General features: G+C 64.3%; 20 protein-coding genes. 13 read left to right on the top strand and 7 right to left on the bottom strand.

The genetic code is table 11. The features are described 5' to 3' along the window. Positions 1-98: 98 nt before the first annotated feature. A complete protein-coding gene (locus VDQ28_RS09640; RefSeq protein WP_323035738.1) occupies positions 99-701 on the top strand; it encodes a DUF1285 domain-containing protein in 603 nt (200 codons plus the stop codon). Between the two features lie 259 nt (positions 702-960). After that, positions 961-1,929, top strand: a complete 969-nt coding sequence (locus VDQ28_RS09635) for an MFS transporter (RefSeq protein WP_323035737.1) — start codon at positions 961-963, stop codon at positions 1,927-1,929. Here VDQ28_RS09635 and VDQ28_RS09630 read toward each other — a convergent pair. Continuing rightward, positions 1,926-2,852, bottom strand: a complete 927-nt coding sequence (locus tag VDQ28_RS09630; protein WP_323035736.1) for an ABC transporter ATP-binding protein — start codon at positions 2,850-2,852, stop codon at positions 1,926-1,928. The two genes, VDQ28_RS09635 and VDQ28_RS09630, sit on opposite strands and share 4 nt — an antisense overlap. 80 nt (positions 2,853-2,932) lie before the next feature. On the opposite strand from VDQ28_RS09630, the gene VDQ28_RS09625 reads away from it, so the two are divergent. The 7 genes from VDQ28_RS09625 (at position 2,933) to tuf (ending at position 12,284) form a co-directional block, all read left to right on the top strand. Next, complete coding sequence (locus VDQ28_RS09625) at positions 2,933-3,139, top strand: zinc-finger domain-containing protein (protein ID WP_323035735.1); 207 nt, start codon at positions 2,933-2,935, stop codon at positions 3,137-3,139. Between the two features lie 104 nt (positions 3,140-3,243). Next, positions 3,244-4,164: a pirin family protein gene (locus VDQ28_RS09620; RefSeq protein WP_323035734.1), complete on the top strand. Its 921-nt coding sequence runs from the start codon at positions 3,244-3,246 to the stop codon at positions 4,162-4,164. A gap of 141 nt (positions 4,165-4,305) precedes the next feature. Beyond that, a complete protein-coding gene (gene polA / locus VDQ28_RS09615; protein ID WP_323035733.1) occupies positions 4,306-7,116 on the top strand; it encodes a DNA polymerase I in 2,811 nt (936 codons plus the stop codon). A 154-nt stretch (positions 7,117-7,270) separates the two neighbouring features. After that, a complete protein-coding gene (locus VDQ28_RS09610; protein WP_323035732.1) occupies positions 7,271-7,630 on the top strand; it encodes an MmcQ/YjbR family DNA-binding protein in 360 nt (119 codons plus the stop codon). Positions 7,631-7,779: 149 nt separating this feature from the next. Next, the gene (locus VDQ28_RS09605) at positions 7,780-10,095 is read left to right on the top strand and encodes a DNA topoisomerase IV subunit A (protein WP_323035731.1); all 2,316 of its coding nucleotides are present in this window, start codon (positions 7,780-7,782) and stop codon (positions 10,093-10,095) included. A gap of 88 nt (positions 10,096-10,183) precedes the next feature. Further along, complete coding sequence (locus tag VDQ28_RS09600; protein ID WP_323035730.1) at positions 10,184-10,867, top strand: hypothetical protein; 684 nt, start codon at positions 10,184-10,186, stop codon at positions 10,865-10,867. Between the two features lie 241 nt (positions 10,868-11,108). Further along, the gene (gene tuf / locus VDQ28_RS09595) at positions 11,109-12,284 is read left to right on the top strand and encodes an elongation factor Tu (protein WP_323035729.1); all 1,176 of its coding nucleotides are present in this window, start codon (positions 11,109-11,111) and stop codon (positions 12,282-12,284) included. 127 nt (positions 12,285-12,411) lie between these two features. Here tuf and VDQ28_RS09590 read toward each other — a convergent pair whose 3' ends face one another. Next, on the bottom strand, positions 12,412-12,909 hold the full coding sequence (locus VDQ28_RS09590; RefSeq protein WP_323035728.1) for a ClbS/DfsB family four-helix bundle protein: 498 nt from the start codon (positions 12,907-12,909) through the stop codon (positions 12,412-12,414). A gap of 134 nt (positions 12,910-13,043) precedes the next feature. On the opposite strand from VDQ28_RS09590, the gene VDQ28_RS09585 reads away from it, so the two are divergent. Continuing rightward, positions 13,044-14,564 carry a YifB family Mg chelatase-like AAA ATPase gene (locus VDQ28_RS09585; protein WP_323035727.1) on the top strand — a complete coding sequence of 507 codons (1,521 nt, stop codon included), beginning with the start codon at positions 13,044-13,046 and terminating at the stop codon, positions 14,562-14,564. Here VDQ28_RS09585 and VDQ28_RS09580 read toward each other — a convergent pair. The 4 genes from VDQ28_RS09580 to rsmI form a co-directional block, all read right to left on the bottom strand. Further along, entirely contained in the window at positions 14,524-15,432 is a 909-nt protein-coding gene (locus VDQ28_RS09580; RefSeq protein WP_323035726.1) for an alpha/beta hydrolase fold domain-containing protein, read from the bottom strand. The two genes, VDQ28_RS09585 and VDQ28_RS09580, sit on opposite strands and share 41 nt — an antisense overlap. Then, entirely contained in the window at positions 15,429-16,370 is a 942-nt protein-coding gene (gene gshB / locus VDQ28_RS09575) for a glutathione synthase (RefSeq protein WP_323038099.1), read from the bottom strand. The genes VDQ28_RS09580 and gshB overlap by 4 nt, the downstream gene beginning before the upstream one ends. A gap of 102 nt (positions 16,371-16,472) precedes the next feature. Further along, positions 16,473-16,826 (bottom strand): YraN family protein, encoded by a 354-nt coding sequence (locus tag VDQ28_RS09570; protein WP_323035725.1) that lies wholly within the window; start codon positions 16,824-16,826, stop codon positions 16,473-16,475. Next, positions 16,823-17,728, bottom strand: coding sequence for a 16S rRNA (cytidine(1402)-2'-O)-methyltransferase (gene rsmI, locus VDQ28_RS09565; protein ID WP_323035724.1), 906 nt, complete (start codon positions 17,726-17,728; stop codon positions 16,823-16,825). Before rsmI ends, VDQ28_RS09570 begins: the two co-directional genes overlap by 4 nt. 92 nt (positions 17,729-17,820) lie before the next feature. On the opposite strand from rsmI, the gene VDQ28_RS09560 reads away from it, so the two are divergent. From VDQ28_RS09560 to murJ, 3 genes are read left to right on the top strand one after another with little or no spacing between them, the layout of a single operon-like run. Further along, on the top strand, positions 17,821-19,023 hold the full coding sequence (locus tag VDQ28_RS09560) for a penicillin-binding protein activator (protein WP_323035723.1): 1,203 nt from the start codon (positions 17,821-17,823) through the stop codon (positions 19,021-19,023). A gap of 9 nt (positions 19,024-19,032) precedes the next feature. Next, positions 19,033-21,876, top strand: a complete 2,844-nt coding sequence (locus VDQ28_RS09555) for a [protein-PII] uridylyltransferase (protein ID WP_416349362.1) — start codon at positions 19,033-19,035, stop codon at positions 21,874-21,876. Then, the gene (gene murJ, locus VDQ28_RS09550; RefSeq protein ID WP_323035722.1) at positions 21,873-23,423 is read left to right on the top strand and encodes a murein biosynthesis integral membrane protein MurJ; all 1,551 of its coding nucleotides are present in this window, start codon (positions 21,873-21,875) and stop codon (positions 23,421-23,423) included. Before VDQ28_RS09555 ends, murJ begins: the two co-directional genes overlap by 4 nt. Before the next feature lie 19 nt (positions 23,424-23,442). Here murJ and VDQ28_RS09545 read toward each other — a convergent pair whose 3' ends face one another. Next, the gene (locus VDQ28_RS09545; RefSeq protein ID WP_323035721.1) at positions 23,443-23,679 is read right to left on the bottom strand and encodes a GlsB/YeaQ/YmgE family stress response membrane protein; all 237 of its coding nucleotides are present in this window, start codon (positions 23,677-23,679) and stop codon (positions 23,443-23,445) included. Between the last annotated feature and the right edge of the window lie 2 nt (positions 23,680-23,681).

Below are 23,681 nucleotides of genomic sequence, written 5' to 3'. Positions count from 1 at the left end.
GTTTCTCCGGTCGTGGATGCGCATGGGCGTGATTTTGTCTCTGGCCCGGTTATATGTCAGCATGGACCCCTTCGCCCAGAGCAGTTTGGAGTATTTCCATGGCCCCACAAGACAATGTGACCCCCACCCCGCCGCCAAACGCCGATTCCCTGGCCGCTTCGGCGGCAAAAGCGGCGAAAAAGGGCGGATTGCCGCCGATCCACCTGTGGAATCCGCCGTTCTGTGGCGATCTGGATATTCGCATCGCCCGCGACGGGACGTGGTTTTATCTGGGCACGCCGATTGGCCGTGCGCCGCTGGTGCGGCTGTTCTCGACGATCCTGAAGCTGGAGGACGGGAAATATTTTCTGGTCACGCCGGTCGAAAAGGTCGGTATCGTGGTCGAGGATGCGCCGTTTGTGGCAGTGGATTTCACCGCCAGCGGCGCGGGCGAGGCGCAGGATCTGACCTTCGAGACCAATGTCGGGGATGTCGCCGTGGCCGGGCCCGAGCATCCGATCCGGGTGGTGCGGGATGCGGACACCGGCGAGCCCTCGCCCTATGTGATGATCCGCGCCGGTTTGGAGGCGCTGATTGATCGCAAGAGTTTTTACCGGCTGGTGGATCTGGGCGTGCATTATCCGCAGGAGGGCACGTCGTGGTTCGGGCTCTGGTCGGGGGGCATATTTTTCCCCGTGATCCCGTCGGCAGACTTGGGGTAAAGGGGGCGTTGCCCCCTCGGCCCTGCGGGCCTCACCCCCAGAGTATTTTGGGCAAGATGAGGGGGCAAAAAGGGCGAAGGCCCGTTGAGGAATAGAGAGTTCATGCGCAGCCCCCGACTGGCCGTCTCGGCAATGTTCATTCTGAATGGCGGTTTGTTCGGGCTTTGGGCCTCGCGCATTCCGGCGTTTGTTGAACGATTCACGCTGGAACATGCAGTCTTGGGGCAGTTGTTGCTGTGTCTGGCGGGGGGGGGCGATCGTGTCGTTTCCGCTGGCGGGGTGGCTGAGCGACCGGATCGGCGGGGCCAAGGCCTCACGCGCTGTCGGGGTGGTGTATGCCCTGGTTTTGCCGATGATCGCACTGGCACCGAATGTCTGGCTGTTGGCGGTGGCGCTGACCGCCTTTGGCGCCTGTCACGGGGCGATGGATGTGACGATGAACACCTGGGCCGCCGAGGTGGAGCGCCACGCCAAGCGGCCGATCATGGCGTCATTCCACGCGATGTGGAGTCTGGGCGCGGGACTGGGCGCGAGTTCGGGCTGGCTGGCGGTGGCGGGTGGGCTGTCGCCGCTGATGCATTTCGCCCTTGGCGCGGGGGTGAGTGCGGCTGTGACGCTGTGGTTGGCGCAGGTGCCGTGGCAATCCGTCACAAGCCCGAGCAAGGTGGGGTTTGCCCTGCCGCCGCGGCCGTTGGTGCCGGTGGGGTTGGTGGCGTTCTGCTCGTCGGTGGGCGAGGGGGCGATGGCCGATTGGGGGGCGCTGTTCCTGACCCTGGTGAGCGGCGCATCCGAGGCGACGGCGGCCTTGGGTTACGGCGTTTACAGTGCGGCGATGGTGGTGGCGCGGCTGTTGGGCTACCGGGTGATCGAGGCGCTCGGCCCGGTGACAACCGCGCGGCTGGGCGGGGCCTGCGCGGCGCTGGGGGTGTTGGTGGCGCTGATTGGCGCATCCGTGGTGGCCGGGATGATCGGCTTTGCGTTGCTGGGCGTCGGCTATGCGGTGATGATCCCGCTGGCAATTTCGCGCGCGGCCAATGAACCGGGTGTCTCGCCGGGCCGGGCGATTGCCGGGGTGGCGACGCTGGGTTACGGCGGGATGCTGCTGGGTCCGGTGATGATCGGCGCGGTGGCGCAGGTCACCAGTCTGGGCACCGGCTTTGGCGTGCTGGCGGTGCTGGCGGCGGCGATCATCGGTCTGGCGGGGGCGATGCGGCCCCGCGCCAGCTAGGGGTGAGTAAGAGCCAGGAACGCATCCTCGAGGTCGGGTTCCGAGGTGGTCAGGTCGAGCACTTCGACCCCGGCGGCGCTGAGTGCGGCGAGGATCTGCCCGGCCTGCACCCGGCTGCGCGGATAGGTCAGCGCCAGCCAGCCATCGGCGCGGTCGTCGCGCGTGACGCCCTGCGGCAGGGTCAGCGCGGCCACCGGCGAGGCCGGGCGCACCAGCAGGGTTTTCGCATCGACGCGCGCGACGATCGCGGCGGTGGAATCGCGGATGATCATCTGGCCGTTGTCGATGATGGCGATCTCGTCGCACATCTCCTGCGCTTCCTCGAGGTAATGCGTGGTGAGGATGATCGTCATACCCTGCTGGTTCAACATGCGCACATTGTCCCACAGCATCTGCCGCAGGTGGATATCGACGCCCGCGGTCGGCTCATCGAGCACCAGGATTTGCGGGCCATGCACCAGCGCCTTGCCCAGCAACAGCCGCCGCCGCATACCGCCCGAGAGGGTGCGGGCATAGGCATTGGCCTTGTCGGTCAGGCCGATCAGCTCCAGGATCTCATCGGTGCGGCGCTCGGATTTGGGCACGCCATAAAGGCCGCCTTGCACCTCGATGGCCTCTCGTGGGGTGAAATAGGGGTCGATGTTCAGCTCTTGTGGCATGACGCCGATGGCGGCGCGCGACTGGCGGGGGTTCTGGTCCTGATCAAAACCCCAGATGCGCACGCGCCCTTCGGTCTTGATCACCAAACCGGCCATGATGTTGATCAGCGTCGATTTGCCCGCGCCATTCGGCCCCAGCAGGCCGAACACCGAGCCTTGTGGAATGGACAGGTTGATGCCCTTGAGCGCCTCTTTGGGCCCGGTGCGCATGTTGCCCGCATAGGTCTTGCGCAGGTTTTCAATTTCGATCGCGTGTTCGGTCATCTTGCTCCTGCCGGGCAATGGGGTATTGTCTGGACGACACGCATAGGCCGTAAGGCCCGCCGATACAAGGAACCGCCCGCATGACGACTGCCCATGCCACCCTGCCCAACCATGACGCACCCGAGACGAAGATCGTCAGCAGCCGCCACATTGCCTGCGATGGCGGTGAGGGCGCATTGGGCCATCCGCGCGTCTGGCTGACCATTCCGCACGATACGGGCTGGATTGAATGCGGCTATTGCGATGCGCGCTATGTGTTGGCCGAGGGTGCACAGGACGCACACTGAACGCTGGTTGCAAACAGGCTCTGTGCAGCGCTGCACAGGCAGAACACTGGAAACTCCGCGCGAAACACACATTTGTGGCGCAACACTCAGCAAGAGGTTTCGCCATGACATTCCGCCCCGTGACCAGCATCTCAAAGGCCAAGCCAACGATGGAGGGCGCAGGCGTGCACCTGCACCGCGCGTTCGGCTTTGGCGAACCCAAGGAAAGCGATCCGTTCCTGTTGCTGGATGATTTCCGCAACGACGACCCGGATCTGTACCGCGCCGGATTTCCGTGGCACCCGCACCGGGGGATCGAAACGATCACCTATGTGCTGGAAGGCACCGTCGAGCACAGTGATTCGCTGGGCAACAAGGGCCTGCTGGGGCCGGGAGCGGTGCAGTGGATGACCGCCGGGTCAGGGATTTTGCACCAGGAGATGCCCAAGGGGAACGCGCGCGGGCAGATGCACGGGTTCCAGCTGTGGGCCAACCTGCCGCGGGCGCAAAAGATGATCGCTCCGCGCTATCAGGACATCAAGGGCCGCGAGATCGAAACCGTGGTCGAGGATGACGGCACCGCGGTGCGCATCATCACCGGCAAGTTCTGGGGCAAGCGTGGCCCGGTGGACGGAATCGCGGCGGACCCGCTGTTTCTGGATGTCTCGGTGCCGCCGAACACGCGCCGGACCCTGCCGGTCGATACCTATGCGAATACCTTTGCCTATATTTTCGCGGGCAGCGGCACGTTCCGCGATGCCGCCAAGCCGGTTGGCGTGAAGGTGGAAAAGGAATTTGCGGGCAAAGAGCTGGAAATCCGCGATATGTCGGGCAACCGGACCCTGGTGCGGTTTGGCACGGGCAATGAGATCAGCGTGACCTCGGGGCCAGAGGGCATGCGGTTCCTGTTGGTCTCGGGCCAGCCGATCAAGGAGCCGGTGGCGTGGCACGGGCCGATCGTGATGAACACCCGCGCCGAGTTGCAAAAGGCGTTTGCCGAGTTGAATGCCGGGACGTTCATCAAGGGCCAGGGCGGGAAACGTTAGGCGCGGGATGCCGGTGTCGGAGCCTCCGGCGGGAGTATTTTTGGCAAGATGAAATCGAAAGCGCTCTGGTGGCTTTGGCCGCTGGACGCATTCGTGCTGGGTCGTTACCAAGGGCAGGTATCCGAACACAGGGGAACTGGCATGGCATTCGGCAAGGGCGATCATCTGCATCTGATCGACGGATCGGCCTTTATTTTCCGGGCCTACCACGCGCTGCCGCCGCTGACGCGCAAATCCGACGGCCTGCCGATTGGCGCGGTGGCCGGGTTTTGCAACATGCTGCTGCGCTATACCGAGGGCAAGAACGGCGGCACCGCGGCGACCCATGTCGCGGTGATCTTTGACCATTCCGCGAAAACCTTTCGCAATGATCTGTACCCCGAGTACAAGGCCAACCGGCCCGAGTTGCCCGAGGATCTGCGGCCGCAATTCCCGCTGACCCGCGAGGCGACGCGTGCGTTCAACATCGCCTGCGTCGAGACCGAGGGGTTCGAGGCCGACGACATCATCGCCACGCTGACCAGACACGCGGTGGCGGCGGGCGGCGATGTGACGATCATTTCCTCGGACAAGGACCTGATGCAGTTGGTCGGCCCCAATGTGGTGATGTGGGACGCGATGAAGGACCGGATCATCGGCCCCGAGGAGGTGGTCGAGAAATTCGGCGTCGGGCCGGAGCGGGTGATTGATGTTCAGGCCTTGGCCGGGGACAGCGTCGACAACATCCCCGGCGCGCCCGGCATTGGCGTGAAAACCGCGGCCTTGCTGATCAATGAATACGGCGATCTGGATACGCTGCTGGCGCGCGCGTCGGAGATCAAGCAGCCGAAGCGGCGCGAGACTTTGGTGACGATGGGCGATCAGATCCGCCTGTCGCGGCAGTTGGTGACGCTGCGCGATGACACCCCGATGGAGGAGGCGCTGGAGGATTTCATCATCCGCCCGCCCCAGGCCGAGGTGCTGCTGGGCTTCCTCAATGACATGGAGTTCCGCACCCTGACCCGGCGCATCGCCGAGAAGCTTGGGGTCGAGGCGCCTGCGGTGGCGGTGGCCCCGGCCTCGGCGCCGGCTGCGGCCACCGAGGAGGCGCCCGCCGCGCCCGTGCTTTTACATTTTGAAACCGAGGGTTACGCCTGTGTTTCCGATGCCGGGGCGTTGCAGGCCTGGATCGCGCGGATTTATGAGCAGGGTCATGTCGCGGTGGATACGGAAACCACCTCGCTGGACGAGATGCGCGCCGAATTGGTTGGCGTGTCGCTGGCGCTGGCCCCGAATGACGCCTGCTACATTCCGCTGAACCACCGCGCGGGGGCGGGCGATCTGTTCGGCGCGGCCAAGCGGCTGGACGGCCAGATGAACCCGGAGGCGGCGCTGGCGATCCTGAAGCCGATGCTGGAGGATCCGTCGATCCTCAAGATCTTTCAGAACGCCAAATACGACGCCAAGATTTTCAAGCGGGCGGGCGTGTCGGTGGTGTCCCTTGATGACACGATGCTGATGTCTTACGCGCTGAACGCAGGGCTGCACAATCACGGCATGGATGCCCTCAGCGAGGAATATCTGGGCCACAAGCCGATCCCGATCAAGTCGCTGCTGGGCACCGGCAAAGCCGCGAAAACCTTTGACAATGTGCCGATTGAGGATGCGGTGAAATACGCCGGCGAGGATGCGGATATCACCCTGCGTCTGTGGCACGCCTTGCGCCCGCGCCTGCACCGCGAGCGGGTGACGACGGTGTACGAGACGCTGGAGCGCCCGCTGGTGCCGGTGCTGGCCGAGATGGAGATGCACGGCATTCAGGTCGACCGCGATACGCTGTCGCGCATGTCGAACGCCTTTGCGCAAAAGATGGCGGGCCTCGAGGCGGAAATCCATGAGCTGGCGGGCGAGAGCTTCAACGTCGGCTCACCCAAGCAACTGGGGGAAATCCTGTTCGACAAGATGGGCCTGCCGGGCGGCAAGACCGGCAAGACCGGGGCCTATTCGACCGGCGCGGATATCCTCGAGGATCTGGCGACCGAACATGATCTGCCGGGCCGGGTGCTGGACTGGCGGCAACTCTCGAAGCTGAAATCGACCTATACCGATGCGTTGCAGGACCATATCAACCCCGACACCGGCCGCGTGCATACGTCTTATGTGCAAACCGGCGCGAATACCGGGCGGCTGGCCTCGACCGATCCGAACCTGCAAAACATCCCGATCCGCACCGAGGAAGGCCGCCGCATCCGCGAGGCCTTTGTCGCGGCCGAGGGCAAGTCGCTGGTCAGCCTCGATTACAGCCAGATCGAACTGCGCATCCTCGCCCATGTGGCAAACCTGCCGGCGATGAAACAGGCGTTCAAGGACGGGTTGGACATTCACGCGATGACCGCCAGCGAGATGTTCAACGTGCCGATGGACCAGATGACCCCCGACATCCGCCGCCGCGCCAAGGCGATCAATTTCGGCGTGATCTACGGCATCTCGGGCTTTGGCCTGGCGCGCAACCTGCGCATCCCGCGGGCCGAGGCGCAGGCCTTCATCGACACCTACTTCGAGCGCTTCCCCGGCATTCGCGCCTGGATGGACGACACCATCGCCTTTGCCAAAGAACATAAATACGTCGAAACCCTGTTCGGGCGGCGCATCCATACGCCCGAGATCAACGCCAAAGGCCCGGCTGCTGGCTTTGCCAAACGCGGGGCGATCAACGCGCCGATCCAAGGCACCGCTGCCGATGTGATCCGCCGCGCCATGATCCGCGTGCCTGACGCCATTGCAGACCTGCCCGCCAAGATGCTGCTGCAAGTGCATGACGAACTGGTGTTCGAGGTCGCCGATGACGCCGTCGACGAAACCATCGCACGGGTCAAGACCGTGATGGAAAACGCCGCAAGCCCGGCGGTCTCGCTCGATGTCGCGCTGATCGTCGAGGCGGGCACCGGACCGAACTGGGCCGAAGCCCACTGACTCCCGTCTTTGTTCTTGAAATATCCCAGGGGGAAGGCCGCAGGCCGCGGGGGACAGCGTCCCCCGGCGCGGCGAACCCCCTCGATGGGGGTAAGCCGCGCACCCCCTCTCGCCAGGGTTTGCGGCTCGCGCAAAACCGTGGCAAACTGGCCGCATGATCAACAGCTATGCCGAATTGCGTGACGTCGCTTTGTCTTTGAACCTGCCACGCGTCGAAGACGGAACGGCGTGGGGCAATGCCTGCCTGCGGGCGCATGGCAAGATGTGGGTCTGGTGGTCGCCCTACGTCGATGCGGCGGTGTTCAAATGCGATTTTGACGAACGCGAGATGCTGCTCGAGGCGGATCCAGAGACGTTCGTGCTGCATCCGCATTACCGCGCCCATAAATTGATCCTGGTGATGGGCGGGCGTCTTGACCCCGACTGGGCCAAGGTGCGGCTGATCCAACAATGGCGCGCGGCGGCACCAAAGCGGTGGCTCAAGACCTGGGATGCTGAACAGCAGGACCGGTAAGGTCAAAGAGGCGTCCTCCATTCCCGGGCGTCAGGACACGTCGCCACCCGAGTCAAAGATGAGTATTTTTGGCAAGATGAGGGGGGATCGGTGAGACGCGGGTGAAAAAGCAGATTTCCCTTGTCGCGCCGAAGCGCTAGAAGCAGCGCATGACCGACGATACGCCCAATGACGACGAATCCTTGCCCCCCGTGACGGCCCCGCTGGCCGAGCCGCTGCGCCGCGCGTTGGGCGAGCGGTATTTGCAATATGCGCTGAGCACGATCATGCACCGCGCCCTGCCCGATGCCCGCGACGGGTTGAAGCCGGTACACCGGCGCATCCTGTTTGCGATGCGCGAGTTGAAGCTGTCCTCGACCGGCGGGTTCCGCAAATCCGCCAAGATCAGCGGCGATGTGATGGGCAATTATCACCCGCATGGCGACGCGGCGATCTATGATGCGATGGCGCGTTTGGCGCAGGATTTCAACGTGCGCTATCCGCTGGTGCATGGGCAGGGCAATTTTGGCAACATCGACGGCGACAACCCCGCCGCCAGCCGCTACACCGAGGCCCGCATGACCGCCGCCGCCGAGGCGCTGCTGGAGGGGTTGTCGGAAAACGCGGTTGATTTCCGGCCCAATTACGACGGCACGCTGGAAGAACCCGTGGTTCTGCCCGCCGCCTTTCCGAACCTGTTGGCCAACGGATCGAGCGGCATTGCCGTGGGCATGGCCACCAATATCCCGCCGCATAATCTGGATGAATTGGTCGATGCCTCGGTCGCCTTGATCGACACGCCGGATATCAGCGACGAGGCGCTGGTCGATCTGGTGCCTGGCCCAGATTTTCCGACCGGCGGCGTGATTGTCGAGCCGCGGTCGTCGATCCTGGAATCGTACCGCACCGGGCGCGGCAGTTTCCGGCTGCGCGCGACCTGGGAGCGTGAGGAGTTGCCGCGCGGCGCCTGGCAGATCATCGTCACCGAAATCCCCTATCAGGTGCAGAAATCCAAGCTGATCGAAAAGCTGGCCGAGATCATCCAGACCAAGAAAGTGCCGCTTCTGGGCGATGTGCGCGACGAATCGGCGGATGATGTGCGCATCGTGCTGGAGCCGCGCTCGAAGAACGTGGACCCCGACATGCTGATGGGCATGTTGATGAAATCTTCTGACCTGGAGATCCGTTTCAGCCTGAACATGAACGTGCTGATCGACGGGCGCACGCCCAGGGTTTGCGGGCTGCGCGAGGTGTTGCAGGCATTCCTCGACCATCGACGCGAGGTGCTCAAACGCCGCAGCCAGTACCGGCTGGAAAAGATCGACCACCGCCTTGAGGTGCTGGAAGGCTATATCATTGCCTATCTGAACCTCGACCGGGTGATCGACATCATCCGCTATGACCAGACGCCGCGCGATGCGCTGATGCGCGAGCAATGGGGCAAGACCTTCCCGCGCGCGATGTCCGAGGCCGATTATATCGCCCCCGCCCCCGGCGCGGGCGAGTTGACCGAGGTGCAGGCCGAAGCGATCCTGAACATGCGGCTGCGCAGCTTGCGCAAGCTCGAAGAAATCGAGCTGCGCCGCGAGCGTGATGAGTTGCTCAAAGAGCGTGAGGCGCTGGTTGATCTGCTGGGCTCCGAGCGTCGGCAATGGACGCGGATCAAGCAGGAACTGGCCGAAGTGCGCAAGAGCTTCGGCAAGGGCACCGCCTTGGGCGCGCGCCGGTCTACCTTTGCCGAGGCCGCGCAAATCGAGGAAGTGCCGTTCGAGGCGATGATCGAGCGGGAACCGATCACCGTGGTCTGTTCGAAAATGGGCTGGATCCGCGCGATGAAGGGTCATGTCGCGCTGGACAGTGAGTTCAAGTTCAAGGACGGCGACGAGGCCGCCTTTGCCTTCCATGCCGAGACCCCCGACAAGATCGTGATCTTTGGCAGCAACGGGCGATTCTATACGCTGATCGGCGTCAACCTGCCCGGCGGGCGTGGCATGGGCGAACCCGTGCGCCTGATGGTCGATCTGCCCAACGAGGCGCAGATCGTCGATATCTTTGTGCATGAGGCCAGGCGGCGCATGATCGTGGCGTCAAGCGACGGTGACGGGTTCATCGTGCCCTCGGACGAGGTTCTGGCCCAGACCCGCGCCGGCAAACAGGTGCTGAATGTGCGCGCCGAGGCCCGCGCCCTGATCTGCAAGCCAATCAACGGCGACCATGTGGCTGTGGTCGGCGAAAACCGCAAATTGCTGGTGTTCCCGCTGGACGAGTTGCCGGAAATGAACCGGGGCAAAGGTGTGCGGTTGCAACGATACAAGGACGGCGGTCTGAGCGATCTGACCACCCTCACCCTGGCCGAAGGTCTGTCGTGGAAAGACCCCGCCGGGCGCACCCGTCTTGAGACCGTGCTGGACGACTGGCTGGCCAAACGCGCCGCCGCCGGCCGCATGGCGCCGCGCGGCTTCCCCCGCGACAACCGCTTCACCTGATGTCAAACCGGGTCAAGCCGCGCCGTCGGCGTTGCCATGCCGGGGGCATTCCGCTAAGGCTAGAAAGTTCAGAACCCGGGAAATCGCCATGCTGACACCACGCCTGCCCTTTCGCAAACTCGCCCTGCTCGCCGCCGCCGGGCTGCTGTCGGCCTGTGCCAATGGTGCGATACTGGGAGAGGAACGGGCCGAATTGGGTGATTTCCGGTTGTGTTACAACATCGTCACCATCAATGACGCGGTGCAAGGACCGCTGTCGCGCGAAGCCGATCTGGAGGAATTCTCGCGGCTGATCCGCGCCGAGGTTGACCGTCGTTTTGGCCGCTATGACGGGGATCGCCTGTATCATATCGCCATGCATCTGGATGCCTATGTGCTGGCGGTTCCGGGCATCCCGATCGTCGCCTCGCCACGCTCGGCGCTGATCATCAGCACCAACGTCTGGGACGATGTGCTGGGGCGGCCGCTGAATGATGAACCCGAACAATTCACCGTGCTGGAAAGCGCCTCGGGCACCAGTCTTGTTGGCTCGGGCCTGACCCAGACCGCCGAACAGCAGATGCAGGTTCTGGCGCAGAACGCGGCGATCCGCATCGAGAACTGGCTGGCGGAAAACCCCGAATGGTTCCAGCATGGCCAGGATGGTGGCGACCCGGCGGTCGATGCCGAAGCGGACAGTGCGACTCCGCCGCGCGTGACCCGTGCCGCATCCAGCGAAGCGCCCGAGGTTGATCGTTGCGCCTCGGTCACCGGGTTGCCGACCGGGTCGTAACGCAAGCCAAAGCGGGCGCCGCCGCGTAAATCCGGCGATCGGGCGAATATTGACCGCCAAATGCGCCAATGCGCTTGATTTTCCTGCGCCCCGCCTTTATCTCGCGCGCGACGCGGCTTGCCAGTTGTGCGGGTCCATTGGTCTGGGCTGAGACGCCTTGAGAGGGCCCGCCGCGCTCGACACCGACCCGTAGGGCGGGGCTTCCCCCGCTGCGCTGACCAAGAATTGAGGAGAAGCCATCATGGCAAAGGCAAAGTTTGAACGGAACAAACCGCACGTGAACATCGGCACGATTGGTCACGTTGACCATGGCAAGACGACGCTGACGGCTGCGATCACCAAGTATTTTGGCGACTTCCGCGCCTATGACCAGATCGACGGCGCGCCCGAAGAGAAGGCCCGTGGCATCACGATCTCGACCGCGCATGTCGAATACGAGACCGAGACGCGTCACTATGCACACGTCGACTGCCCCGGCCACGCCGACTACGTCAAGAACATGATCACCGGTGCCGCACAGATGGACGGCGCGATCCTGGTGGTGAACGCCGCCGACGGCCCGATGCCGCAGACCCGCGAGCACATCCTGCTTGGCCGTCAGGTCGGCATTCCCTACATGGTTGTCTACATGAACAAGGTCGACCAGGTGGATGACGAGGAACTGCTCGAGCTGGTCGAGATGGAAATCCGCGAGCTGCTCAGCAAATACGAGTACCCCGGCGACGATATCCCGATCATCAAGGGCTCGGCGCTGCACGCGATGAACGGCACGCAGCCGGAAATCGGCGAGAACTCGATCCGCGCGCTGCTGAAAGCGGTTGACGAGTACATTCCGACCCCGGCCCGTGCCGTGGACCAGCCGTTCCTGATGCCGATCGAGGACGTGTTCTCGATTTCCGGCCGTGGTACGGTGGTGACCGGCCGCATCGAGCGCGGCGTGATCAACGTTGGCGACGAGATCGAAATCGTCGGCATCCGCGACACCAAGAAATCGACCTGCACCGGCGTGGAAATGTTCCGCAAGCTGCTGGATCGTGGTGAGGCAGGCGACAACGTCGGCATCCTGCTGCGCGGCATCGACCGCGAGGGCGTGGAGCGTGGCCAGGTTCTGTGCAAGCCGAAGTCGGTTCTGCCACACACCGAGTTCGAGGCCGAGGCCTATATCCTGACCAAGGATGAGGGTGGCCGTCACACGCCGTTCTTCGCCAACTACCGCCCGCAGTTCTACTTCCGCACCACGGACGTCACCGGCACCGTCAAGCTGCCCGAGGGCACCGAGATGGTGATGCCCGGCGACAACCTGAAGTTCGAAGTCGAACTGATCGCGCCGATCGCCATGGAAGAGAAGCTGCGCTTCGCCATCCGCGAAGGCGGCCGCACCGTCGGCGCTGGCGTGGTGTCCAAGATCATCAAGTAAGGTGTAGGGTGCGTGCTTGCACGCACCGAACCAGATCTCGGGGCGCGCAGGGCAACCTGCGCGCCTTTTCCATGGTCCGAATCCGGACCCATTCCTGCGCCATGACCACCGCGCAGACCCGCGGCCCCTAGCCCGGTTCCCGCAGCATCTTGCGAATCGTTTTCGCCGCTGACCGGTAATGACTGGCCCCGGCTGCCTCGGCCCAGCGGCCAAGCGTCCAGTCATTCATCCACGGATAAAGGTGTTTTGTGTACAGCTCGGCATCATCCGCCGCCTCCAGACAGGCCAGCAACCGTCCGTGCGCGGCGCTGAGGTCCGCGTTTACCTGCGCCCAATCCCGCCCTGCCGCCTGTTCTCGGACCAAGGCATTGTATGCCGTCAACTGGTTCCATTTATAGCCCGGTGCCGGGGTCTGCACGTCATGCCCCGCCAACGCCGCAGCCCGCCAATGCAGGAACAACACCACCCAATGCGCCCGGTGCGCAATCACCTCGCGTATGGTCCAGCCGTCGGCATCGGGTCGGTCCACACGCCCCGGATCAACCCCGGCCAAAAGCGTTTGCAGCTTGGCGAATTCCAATTTGGTGACGGTGAGCAACTCGGCGTGGTTCTGGGCAGCGGGCATGGCGACCTCCAGTCGCCGACCAGTCTATCGCCCGACTCCACGTCGGACTTTGCGATAAAGCAAAGCCCAGCGGACGTCCGTTTACCCTTTGCTAACCAGTTAACCTTTAGGATCGGGTCAAACTGGGGGTGGATATGCTGGCACGGGCGCGCACTGTGGCCTTTGAGGGGATCGACGCGCGGATCGTCGAGGCGCAATGCGTGCTCTCGCCCGGCCTGCCCGCGTTCCATATCGTCGGCCTGCCCGACAAGGCGGTGTCCGAGGCGCGCGAACGGGTGCGCGCGGCGTTTTCCTCGCTCTCCATCGCCCTGCCGCCGCGCCGCATCACCATCAACCTGTCGCCCGCCGACCTGCCCAAGGCAGGCTCGCATTTCGACCTGCCGATTGCGCTGGCCCTGCTGGCCGCGCTGGGCATCATCCCGCCCGAAGACCTCGCACAAACCGTGTCGCTGGGCGAATTGGCGCTGGACGGCACGTTGGTTGCGGTGGTCGGCGCATTACCCGCGGCGATGGCCGCCGCCGCCGAGGATTGCGCGCTGGTCTGCCCGAAACCCTGCGGCGCCGAGGCCGCCTGGGTGGGGGCAGCACGGGTCTTTGCCCCCGCCACCCTGAGCGACGCGATCCGCCATTTCACCGGCCAAGCCCCCCTGCCCCGCGCCCAACCCGGCGAGGTGGCGCGCGACACGACGCAACGCGATCTGCGCGATGTGAAGGGCCAGGAACGGGCGAAACGCGCCTTGATCATCGCCGCCGCGGGGCGGCATCACATGCTGATGGTTGGCTCGCCCGGTTCGGGAAAATCCATGCTGGCGGCGCGGTTACCGGGCATCTTGCCGCCGCTTTCGCCCGCCGAGGCCCTGGAAACCTCGATGATCCAGTCGCTCGCCGGGCTTCTGGACGAAGGCGGGATTTCCCGCCAAAGGCCGTTCCGCGAGCCCCATCACACCGCCTCGGTCGCGGCAATCGTCGGCGGCGGGCGCAACGCGAAACCGGGCGAAATCAGCCTCGCGCATAATGGTGTGTTGTTCATGGATGAATTCCCCGAGTTCCCGCGCACCGTCTTGGAAACCCTGCGCCAACCCATCGAGACCGGCGAAGTCGTCGTGGCGCGCGCCAATGCCCACACGCGCTATCCCTGCCGGTTTTTGCTGGTCGCGGCGGCGAATCCCTGCCGCTGCGGCTATTTGGCGGAACCCGCCCGCGCCTGTGCGCGCGCACCCGGTTGCGGCGATGATTATATGGGGCGCATCTCTGGCCCGTTGATGGACCGTTTCGACCTGCGCATCGAGGTGCCGCCGGTCGCGTGGTCGGATCTGGACCTGCCCGCCACCGGGGAAAGCTCGGCGCAGATTGCCGCGCAGGTCGCGCAGGCTCGGCAGGTGCAGGCGACACGGTTTGCCACGCTGCCACAGGTTCGGGTGAATGCCGATGCCGAGGGCGCGCTGCTGGAGGAGATCGCCACGCCAGATGCCGACGGGCGCGCCCTGTTGACCCGCGTTGCGGATCGTTTTGGCCTGACCGCGCGCGGCTATCACCGCGTTTTGCGGGTTGCGCGCACGATTGCCGATCTGGAGGGCAGCGACACGGTGCGCCAGCCGCATGTCGCCGAAGCGGTCAGTTTTCGCCTGACGGTTGGTGCGCACACGACCGGATGAATGCTGCCGTCTCATCCAGAGTGGCGCGGGCCTCGGGCATGAGATTGTGGAGCAAGGTCCACACATGCGGCAGGTCGCCGGCCAGTTTGATCTCGGCCTCGGGCACGCGGCTGCGCATCCGGAGCGAATCATCGCGCAGCACTTCGGATTCCGCGACATGGATCTGGATCGGCGGCGGCGCGGGGAAGCTGGCGTGGATCGGCGAGAGCCGGGGATCGGCGGCATCCTGGGGCCGCGCGCCCCCCAAAATCAACCGCCGCACCTCGGTGAAACGATTGGCGGCCAGAATATGCTCGCGCGCGGCATTGGTCACCAGCGAAGCCCCCGACAGCGTGAGATCGGTCCAGGGGGAATACGCAAACAGACCGGCCGGGCTTTGGCCGCGGTTCAGCAAATGCGACAACAGCGCCAGCGCCAGGCCGCCACCCGCCGAATCGCCGCCAATCACGATATCGCGCGGATCATAGCCCCGCGCCAACAACCCATCCCACGCGGCAACCGCATCGTCGAACGCGGCGGGAAACGGGTGTTCGGGTGCCAGACGATAGCGCGGCGCAAACACCCAACCGCGGGTGCGCTGCGCCAAGGCGGCCAGCATCGTCTCATGGGTTTCAGGGCTGCCGAACAGATAGGCGCCGCCGTGAAAATACAGAACAACCGTGTCATTCTGGCGCTGGTTCGAAATCCACAGCCCCGACACGCCGCCGATCCGCCCCTCCTGGCTCAGCGAGAGGGGCGGCGACCAGGCGCCAAGTCGCGACAGGCGGTTTATGGCGCGGCGAGTCGCAACCGGGTCACTCTGGCGGGCAAAGGCGCGCCGGATGGTCAGCCGACAGAGCTGATTGATTGCCCGCGCTTGCCACGTCATGCCCCGGCACGGCGCGCCTCGATGGCGTCCCAGATTTTTCCGGCGACATTGATCCCGTCAAAACGCTCCAGTTCCTGGATGCCGGTGGGCGAGGTCAGGTTGATCTCGGTCAGCCAGTCGCCGATCACGTCGATGCCGACAAACACCTGCCCTTTTTCGCGCAACAATGGCCCGATCTTGGCGCAAATCTCGCGGTCGCGGTCGGTCAGGTCCGTTTTTTCGGCGCGCCCGCCCACATGCATGTTCGAACGCGTCTCGCCCTTGGCGGGGACGCGGTTGATCGCGCCAACGGGTTCGCCATCGACCAGAATCACCCGCTTGTCGCCCTTGGACACTGCGGGCAGGAATTTCTGCACGATCAGCGGCTCGCGCGAGAAGCCGGTGAACAATTCATGCAGCGACGCCAGATTGCGGTCCTCGGTATCCAGCCGGAACACCCCCGCGCCGCCATTGCCATAGAGCGGCTTGAGGATGATGTCGCCGTGACGGTGCTTGAAGGCGCGAATGTCATGCAGCGTGCGCGCGATCATGGTCGGCGGCGTCAGGTCCTGGAACCGCAAAACCAGCAGTTTCTCCGGGTAGTTACGCACCCAGAACGGGTCATTCACCACCAGCGTCGTGTCGCGGATCATGTCCAGCAGATGCGTCGAGGTGATATAGGCCATGTCGAATGGCGGATCCTGGCGCAGCCAAACGACATCGACGGTGGACAGATCCAGCGTGATTTCATCGCCCAGATGCGCGTGATCGCCCTGGACGCGCTGCACCTTGAGCGGCCAGGCGCGGGCCACCACGCGCCCCTCATCAAAGGTCAGGCGGTCGGGCGTGTAATAGAACAGCTCATGGCCACGCGCCTGCGCCTCTTCGGCGAGGCGAAACGAGCTGTCGGCGTTGATGTTCACCGCGTTGATCGGATCCATTTGAAAAGCGATTCGCAGTGTCATGGCATCTCCAGCCGGTTACCGAGGTTTATCCTTGTTCCCTAGATGACCCAGCCGCACGGAAGTTTCAATTGCCACGCGCGTGGCTTGGCGCAGGTTTCACCCGCTCAGGGCATTCTCAAGGATCTGAATCCGGCCTTGGGCATCAATCAGCGCCACGTCGAACCGCGCGAAGGTGTCCAACCCGGTCGGGCATTGCCCCAGATATTCGCTGGCGGCCGCGAACAGGCGCTGCATCTGTTGCGGGCGCAGCCGTTCGGCGGCGCGCGCGTGGTCGCGGCTTTTCTTGACCTCGACGAACACGAACCCCGCGCCATCGCGCAGGATCAGGTCGATTTCGCCGCCCTTTCCGCGCCAACGCCGCGCGGCAACCGGAAATCCCCGCCGCACATAGTCGCGCGCGACCTGATCTTCGGCGGAAAGCCCGGCATGATACGAGACAGCACCGCTCAATCGTCGTCCTTTTGGGTCAGGGCCAGCGCCCGTTGATACACCTGCCGTCGCGGCAACCCGGTCATCGCCGAAACGTCATCGACCGCCTCACGCAGAGTTGACCCGTCAAGCGCCGCCCGCAAGGCGCCATCAAGATCAATCGCCGCGCCAGACCCTTCGGGCGCGCGGCCGACCAGCAGCACGATTTCGCCCTTCAGATCCCGTCCCTCAATCTGCGCGACCACCTCGGCCACGGTGCCGCGCACGACCTCCTCATAGCGTTTTGTCAATTCGCGACACAGCGCACAGGCCCGCGTCTCGCCCAGAGTTTCCGCCACTTCCGCTAACATTCGATGAATGCGCTTGGGGGATTCGTAAAACGCCAGCGTCGCCGGGATCAACGCGGCCTCGGCCAAGAAGCGCTTGCGCGCCCCGGCCTGGGCGGGGGCGAAGCCCATGAAACAAAAGCGATCTGTCGGCAGGCCACCCACCGCAAGCGCGGCCAGCACCGCCGAGGCGCCGGGGGCGGCGACCACGGGAAACCCCGCATCAATCGCCGCGCGCGCCAACTGATAGCCGGGGTCCGAGACCATCGGCGTGCCTGCTTCGGGCGCAAAGGCCACCGATTTCCCCTCGGCCAGCGCGGCCAGCAGACGCGGGCGCATCTGTGCGCCGTTATGGTCGTGATAGGCCAACAGGGGCCGCCCCGCCACGCGCACCCCGTGCATTTCCATCAAGCGCCGCAAGCTGCGCGTGTCCTCGGCGGCCAGCACATCGGCCCCGGCCAGAATGTCCAGCGTGCGCAGGGTGATGTCGCGCGCGGCACCAATCGGCGTGGCCACCAGATGCAGCCCCGACGGCACGCGGCGCGGGCTGGCCGCAAACAGCGGTTCGGAATGCTCGGGTTCTTGCTCATGAGTCATACGACTGCACCTGACACGTTTACTTCACCGGGTCTAATCCTTAGTGTTGCAAGCGGCGACGCCCGCCGCAAGCCGCCACCGTGAGGAGTTCGATGCGCTTCGTAAAAACCCTAGCCCGCCACGCCCAAAGCCTCATCCAGCCGCGCACGACCCGACGTGCGCTTTTGGCGTTGACCGGCGCATTGGCCTTGTCCGCTTGTATGCCCTCTGGCCTTGGTGGCCTGACCTCTCGGATCAACCCGAATGAACCCGTCATGGTGGCGCTGTTGTTGCCGTCCGGCTCTGCGACGCAGGGGGACGCCATTCTGGCTGCCAGCCTTGAAAACGCGGCGCGGATGGCGGTTGCGGACCTGTCCGGCGTGCAGATCAACCTGCGGGTCTATGACACACAGGGCGACCCGGCGATTGCCGCGCAAGTGGCCCGTCAGGCGGCGGATGACGGCGCGGGGATCATTCTGGGCCCGGTGCGCAGCGCCGAAGCCAGTGCCGTTGGCATCGCCGTGGCCGGAAATGGCCTGAACGTGTTGAGCTTTTCCAACAACCCGGCGATTGCGGGCAACAACGTGTTTGTGCTGGGCCTGACGCCTGACAACGCCGCGCGGCGCGTGTTCGAATATGCGGCCCGCAACAACCGCGGACAGGTGATGGTGGTCGGCGAGGCCACGACCTCGGGGCAGTTGGTCATGGCGGCGGTCAACCGCGCGGTCGACGGCACCGGCGCACGCATCGTCGGCTCGGAAACCTATGAATTCTCGCAGCAAGGCATTGTCAACGCGCTGCCCGCCATTGCCTCGGGCGCGCGCAGTTCGGGCGCGCAATCGGTGCTGTTCACGGCCGACAGTGCGGGCGCTTTGCCGATCTTGTCGCAACTGCTGCCCGATAACCGCATCGCGCCGCCTCAGTTTCAGTTCATGGGCATCACGCAATGGAACGTGCCCCCCGCGACACTGCAACTGCGCGGGTTGCAAGAGGGTTGGTTCACCATGCCCGACCCGGCCCTGACCGGGCAATTCGAGGCGCGCTTTACCGCCGCCTACGGCGAGGCTCCGCACCCGATTGCCGGGCTTGCCTATGACGGGATCGCCGCGATTGGTGCCTTGCTGGGCACCGGCGGACCAGAGGCCTTGTCCCGCGCGTCGCTGACGCAGGGCTCGGGCTTTGTCGGCGTCAACGGGATCTTTCGCCTGATGCCGGACGGCACCAATCAGCGCGGGCTGGCCTTGGCAACGATCCGCGACAATGCGGTGGTGATCCTGGAACCGGCACCGCGCAGCTTTGCGGGCTCGGGCTCGTAAGAGGGTATTGTGGCGCCGACCGATCCCGCAAACTCCGCTTGCGCAGCCCCCGTTTCCGCAGCCCCCGTTTCCGCAATCCCGCTTTTCGCCGAACCCCCGGCCCCCGATGAGCCGCTGATCTGCCCTGAGGGGCAGATTTGCGACCTTGAGGCCCTGGATCAACGGCTCACCCTCGGGCTTGCCCCGCTGACCGAAGCGCGCGACATCCGCGCCTTTACCGTCGCGACATTGCTCGAGGTCTTGCGCGAGGGGAACAAGGCGCTTGAGGCGGCGCTCAAGGCCGCACCGCTGAACGCGCGCTCGTTCGTGCGCGGCCAGACATGGCTGACCGATATCATGGTGACCTGCGCCTTGAACGTGGCGCAGCGCTATCTGCATCGCAATCCCAACCCCACCGAGGGGCAACGCATCGCGCTGCTGGCGGTCGGTGGCTATGGCCGCGCCGAAATGGCCCCGCAATCCGACGTCGATCTGCTGTTTCTGGTGCCCTATAAAATCACCGGCTGGGCCGAAAGCGTGATTGAATCCACGCTCTATATCCTGTGGGATCTCAAGCTGCGGATCGGTCATTCCAGCCGCACCATCGACGATTGCCTGCGGCTTGGTCGCGAGGATTACACGATTCGCACCGCGCTGTTGGAGCAGCGGTTCCTGATCGGCAATGAGGCGCTGGCCGCCGAGTTGAAAGAGCGGCTGTGGACCGATCTGTTCAAAGACACCGAGGGCGAATTCATCGAGGCCAAACTGGCCGAGCGCGATCAGCGCCACACCAAGCAGGGCGGCCAGCGCTATATGCTGGAGCCCAATGTCAAAGAGGGCAAAGGCGGGCTGCGCGACCTGCAAACCCTGTATTGGATCGCCAAATATATCTACAATGTCGACAAGGCGATCGAGTTGATCGACCAGAAGTTTTTCACCGAGGCCGAATATCAGAGCTTTCGCGATGCCGAGACCTTCCTGTGGGCGGTGCGCTGCCATCTGCATCACCTGACCAACCGGCCCGTCGATCAACTGACCTTTGATATGCAGCCCGATGTGGCCGAGCGGATGCACTATACCGACCACGGCGGGCGGCGCGCGGTCGAGCATTTCATGCAGGCCTATTTCCGCCACGCCACGCAGGTTGGCGAGTTGACGCGCATCTTCCTGACCGGGCTGGAAACGCGGCATGTCAAGAAAATGCCGGATCTGTTGGGGCTGCTGCGGCGGCGCAAGAAGGTCAAGCCGGGCTATCGCGTGGACCTCAACCGCCTGAACATCATCGAGCCTGCGGCGTTTTTGGCCAATCCGATCAACTTGCTGCGCATCTTTGAAGAAGCGCTGCGCACCGGGTTGATGATCCACCCCGACGCGATGCGCCTGATTGCGGCGAACCTCGACAAGATCGACAACGAGATGCGCGAGAATGCCGAAGCGGTGCGGATTTTCCTCGATCTGATGCTCAAACACGGCAACCCCGAACGCGCCCTGCGGCGGATGAACGAATTGGGCGTGCTGTCGGCCTTTATTCCTGAATTCGAACCCATCGTCGCGATGATGCAATTCAACGTCTACCACCATTACACGGTCGACGAGCACACCATTCAATGCATCAGCACTCTGGCGCAGATCGAGCGCAAGGAGTTGATCGAGGAATTGCCGCTGTCCTCGGCCATTCTGGATGCAGGCGTCAATCGCAAGGTGCTGTATGTGGCGCTGTTGCTGCACGATATCGGCAAGGGCCGGCCCGAGGATCACTCGATCCTGGGCGCGCAGATTGCCCGTCGCGTGGCCCCGCGCCTGCGCCTGAACGCCGAGGAATGCGAAACCGTCGAATGGTTGGTGCGCAATCACCTGCTGATGTCCGACGTCGCGCAGAAACGCGATATCGGCGACCCGCGCACGGTGCGCGACTTTGCCAAGGTGATGAAAAGCAAGAAGCGGCTGGACCTGCTGACGGTGCTGACGGTTTGCGACATTCGCGGCGTCGGGCCGGGGACATGGAACAACTGGAAAGCCATGCTTCTGCGCCAATTGCACGCCGACACCACCGTCGCGCTGGAGCAAGGCGTCGAGGCGCTGAATTTCTCGCATCGCGAAAACGAGGCCAAGCGCACCCTGCGCGAGGCCCTGTCTGACTGGCCGCGCGCCGATCTGCGGGTTGAGACCGCGCGCCATTACGGGGCCTATTGGCAAGGGATGCCGACCGAAACGCATGTCGTCTTTGCCAATCTGCTGCGCGGTCTGGGGGACACCGAAATCCGCATCGACCTGCACCCCGATGTTGAACGCGACGCCACCCGCGCCGCCTTTGCGCTGGCCGATCATCCGGGGATTTTCTCGCGGTTGGCGGGGGCGCTGGCGATTGTCGGCGCGAATATCGTCGATGCGCGCACCTATACCTCCAAGGACGGCTATGCGACGGCGGTATTCTGGATTCAGGATTCCGAGGGCCACCCCTATGAACAAGACCGCCTGCCCAAGCTGCGCAAGATGATCGAGCGCACCTTTGCCGGCGAGGTCATCGCCACCGAGGTGCTGAAAACCCGCGACAAGGTCAAGAAACGCGAGCGCCAGTTCCGCGTGCCGACCAGCATCACCTTTGACAACGAGGGGTCGGAAATCTACACCATCGTCGAGGTGGATACCCGCGACCGGCCCGGATTGCTCTATGATCTGACCCGCACCCTGGCCGCCAACAACATCTATATCGCCAGCGCCGTGATCGCCACTTATGGCGTGCAGGTGGTCGATACCTTCTATGTCAAGGACATGTTCGGCTTCAAATTGCACGCCCAGTCACGGCGCGACTCGTTGGAGAAAAAGCTGCTGGAAGCGATCGAGACCGGCACCAAACGGGCGACGCAGGCATGACGCCAATCCGCCTGATCCGCAGTTTTGCCACCGTCGGCGGCTGGACGCTGGCCAGTCGCATCCTGGGCTTTGTGCGCGACGCCTGGATCGCCGCGGCGCTGGGCACCGGCCCCGCCGCGCAGGCCTTCATCGTGGCGTTTTCGCTGCCCAACATGTTCCGCCGCTTCTTTGCCGAGGGCGCGTTCAACACCGCCTTCGTGCCGATGTTCTCCAAGAAATACGAAGCCGGCGACAATCCGCAGGACTTCGCGCGTGAGGCCCTGTCGGGACTGGCCACCATCGTGCTGGCGATCACGTTGCTGGCGCAGGTGTTCATGCCGTGGCTGGTGCTGGCGATGGCCTCGGGGTTTCGCGGCGATGAACGGTTTGACCTTGCGGTGTATTTCGGGCGCATCGCCTTTCCGTACATCTTCTTTATCTCGCTGGCCGCGCTGGCCTCGGGGGTGTTGAACGCCACCGGGCGCTTTGCCGCCGCTGCCGCAGCACCTGTGTTGCTGAACGTGATCTTCATCGGTACGCTGGCCCTGGTGCCGGTGATGGGCTGGGATGCAGGCCTGGCGATCACCTGCGCGGTGCCCATCGCCGGGATCGCGCAACTATTGCTGGTCTGGTGGGCCGCGAAGCGCGCCGGCATCACCCTGCTGCCGCGCCTGCCGCGCTGGACGCCCGAGATGAAGCGCCTCGCGATCATTGCCGCACCGGCCATGCTGGCGGGCGGCGTGGTGCAGATCAACCTGCTGGTCGGGCGCCAGGTCTCCAGCTATTTCGGCGAGGCCGTGGCCTGGCTGTACAACGCCGACCGCCTCTATCAACTGCCGTTGGGTGTCGTGGCGATTGCCATTGGCGTGGTGCTGCTGCCCGACCTCTCGCGCCGTCTCAAGGCCGAGGATCTGGCGGGATCGCGCGCCTCGTTCAACCGCGCCACCGAATTCGCGCTGGCGCTGACCCTGCCCTCGGCGGTGGCGCTGGTGGTGGTCGCGGTGCCCTTGGTGTCGGTGCTGTTCGAGCGTGGCCGCTTTGGCCCCGAGGATACCACCGCCACCGCGCTGGCCGTGGCGGTGTATGGCGTGGGCCTGCCCGCCTTTGTGCTGCAAAAGGTTCTGCAACCCCTGTATTTCGCCCGCGAGGACACCCGCCGCCCGTTCTATTACGCGCTGGTGGCGATGGTGGTGAACGCGGTTCTGGCGGTGGGTCTGGCGCCGGTGGTCGGCTATATCGCCGCCGCCGTGGCCACGTCGGTGGCGGCTTGGGCGATGGTCTGGCAACTGTGGTCCGGCAGCCGCAGCATGGGCGAGGCGGTCCGGTTCGACACCCGGCTGAAAACCCGCGCGCCGCGCATCCTGCTGGCGTCGCTGATCATGGGCGTGGTCATCTGGGGGGCCAATCTGGCGCTGAACCCACTGCTGATGGCGGCGGGCTGGCGCTATATTGGCCTGCTGTTGCTGGTGCTGGCCGGGATGGTCAGCTATTTCGGCGCGGGCATGGTGATCGGCGCGTTCCGCCCGTCCGATTTCAAATCCGCCATGCGCCGCAAAGGCGAGGCCTGAGGCCCATTCTGGCGCGCGCCTATTTCTTGATCGCGCGATAACCGTAAATCAGGATGATCGCGCCGACGAGACCGGCAATCAGGTTGCCGATGATGCCCGAGAAACTGACACCCAGAAACCCGAAGATCAGATTCGCGACAAACGCGCCGACAATCCCCAGAATGATGTTCATCAAGATCCCGGTATCGGTTTTCATGATATTCGAGGCAATCCACCCCGCCAAACCACCGATGATGATGCTGGCAATCCAACCCATGT

It is taken from the genome of Pararhodobacter sp. (assembly GCF_034676545.1).
Classification (GTDB): domain Bacteria; phylum Pseudomonadota; class Alphaproteobacteria; order Rhodobacterales; family Rhodobacteraceae; genus Pararhodobacter.
The sequence above is the reverse complement of the archived record's forward strand: the minus strand, read 5'-3'. Positions and strand labels throughout refer to the sequence as shown.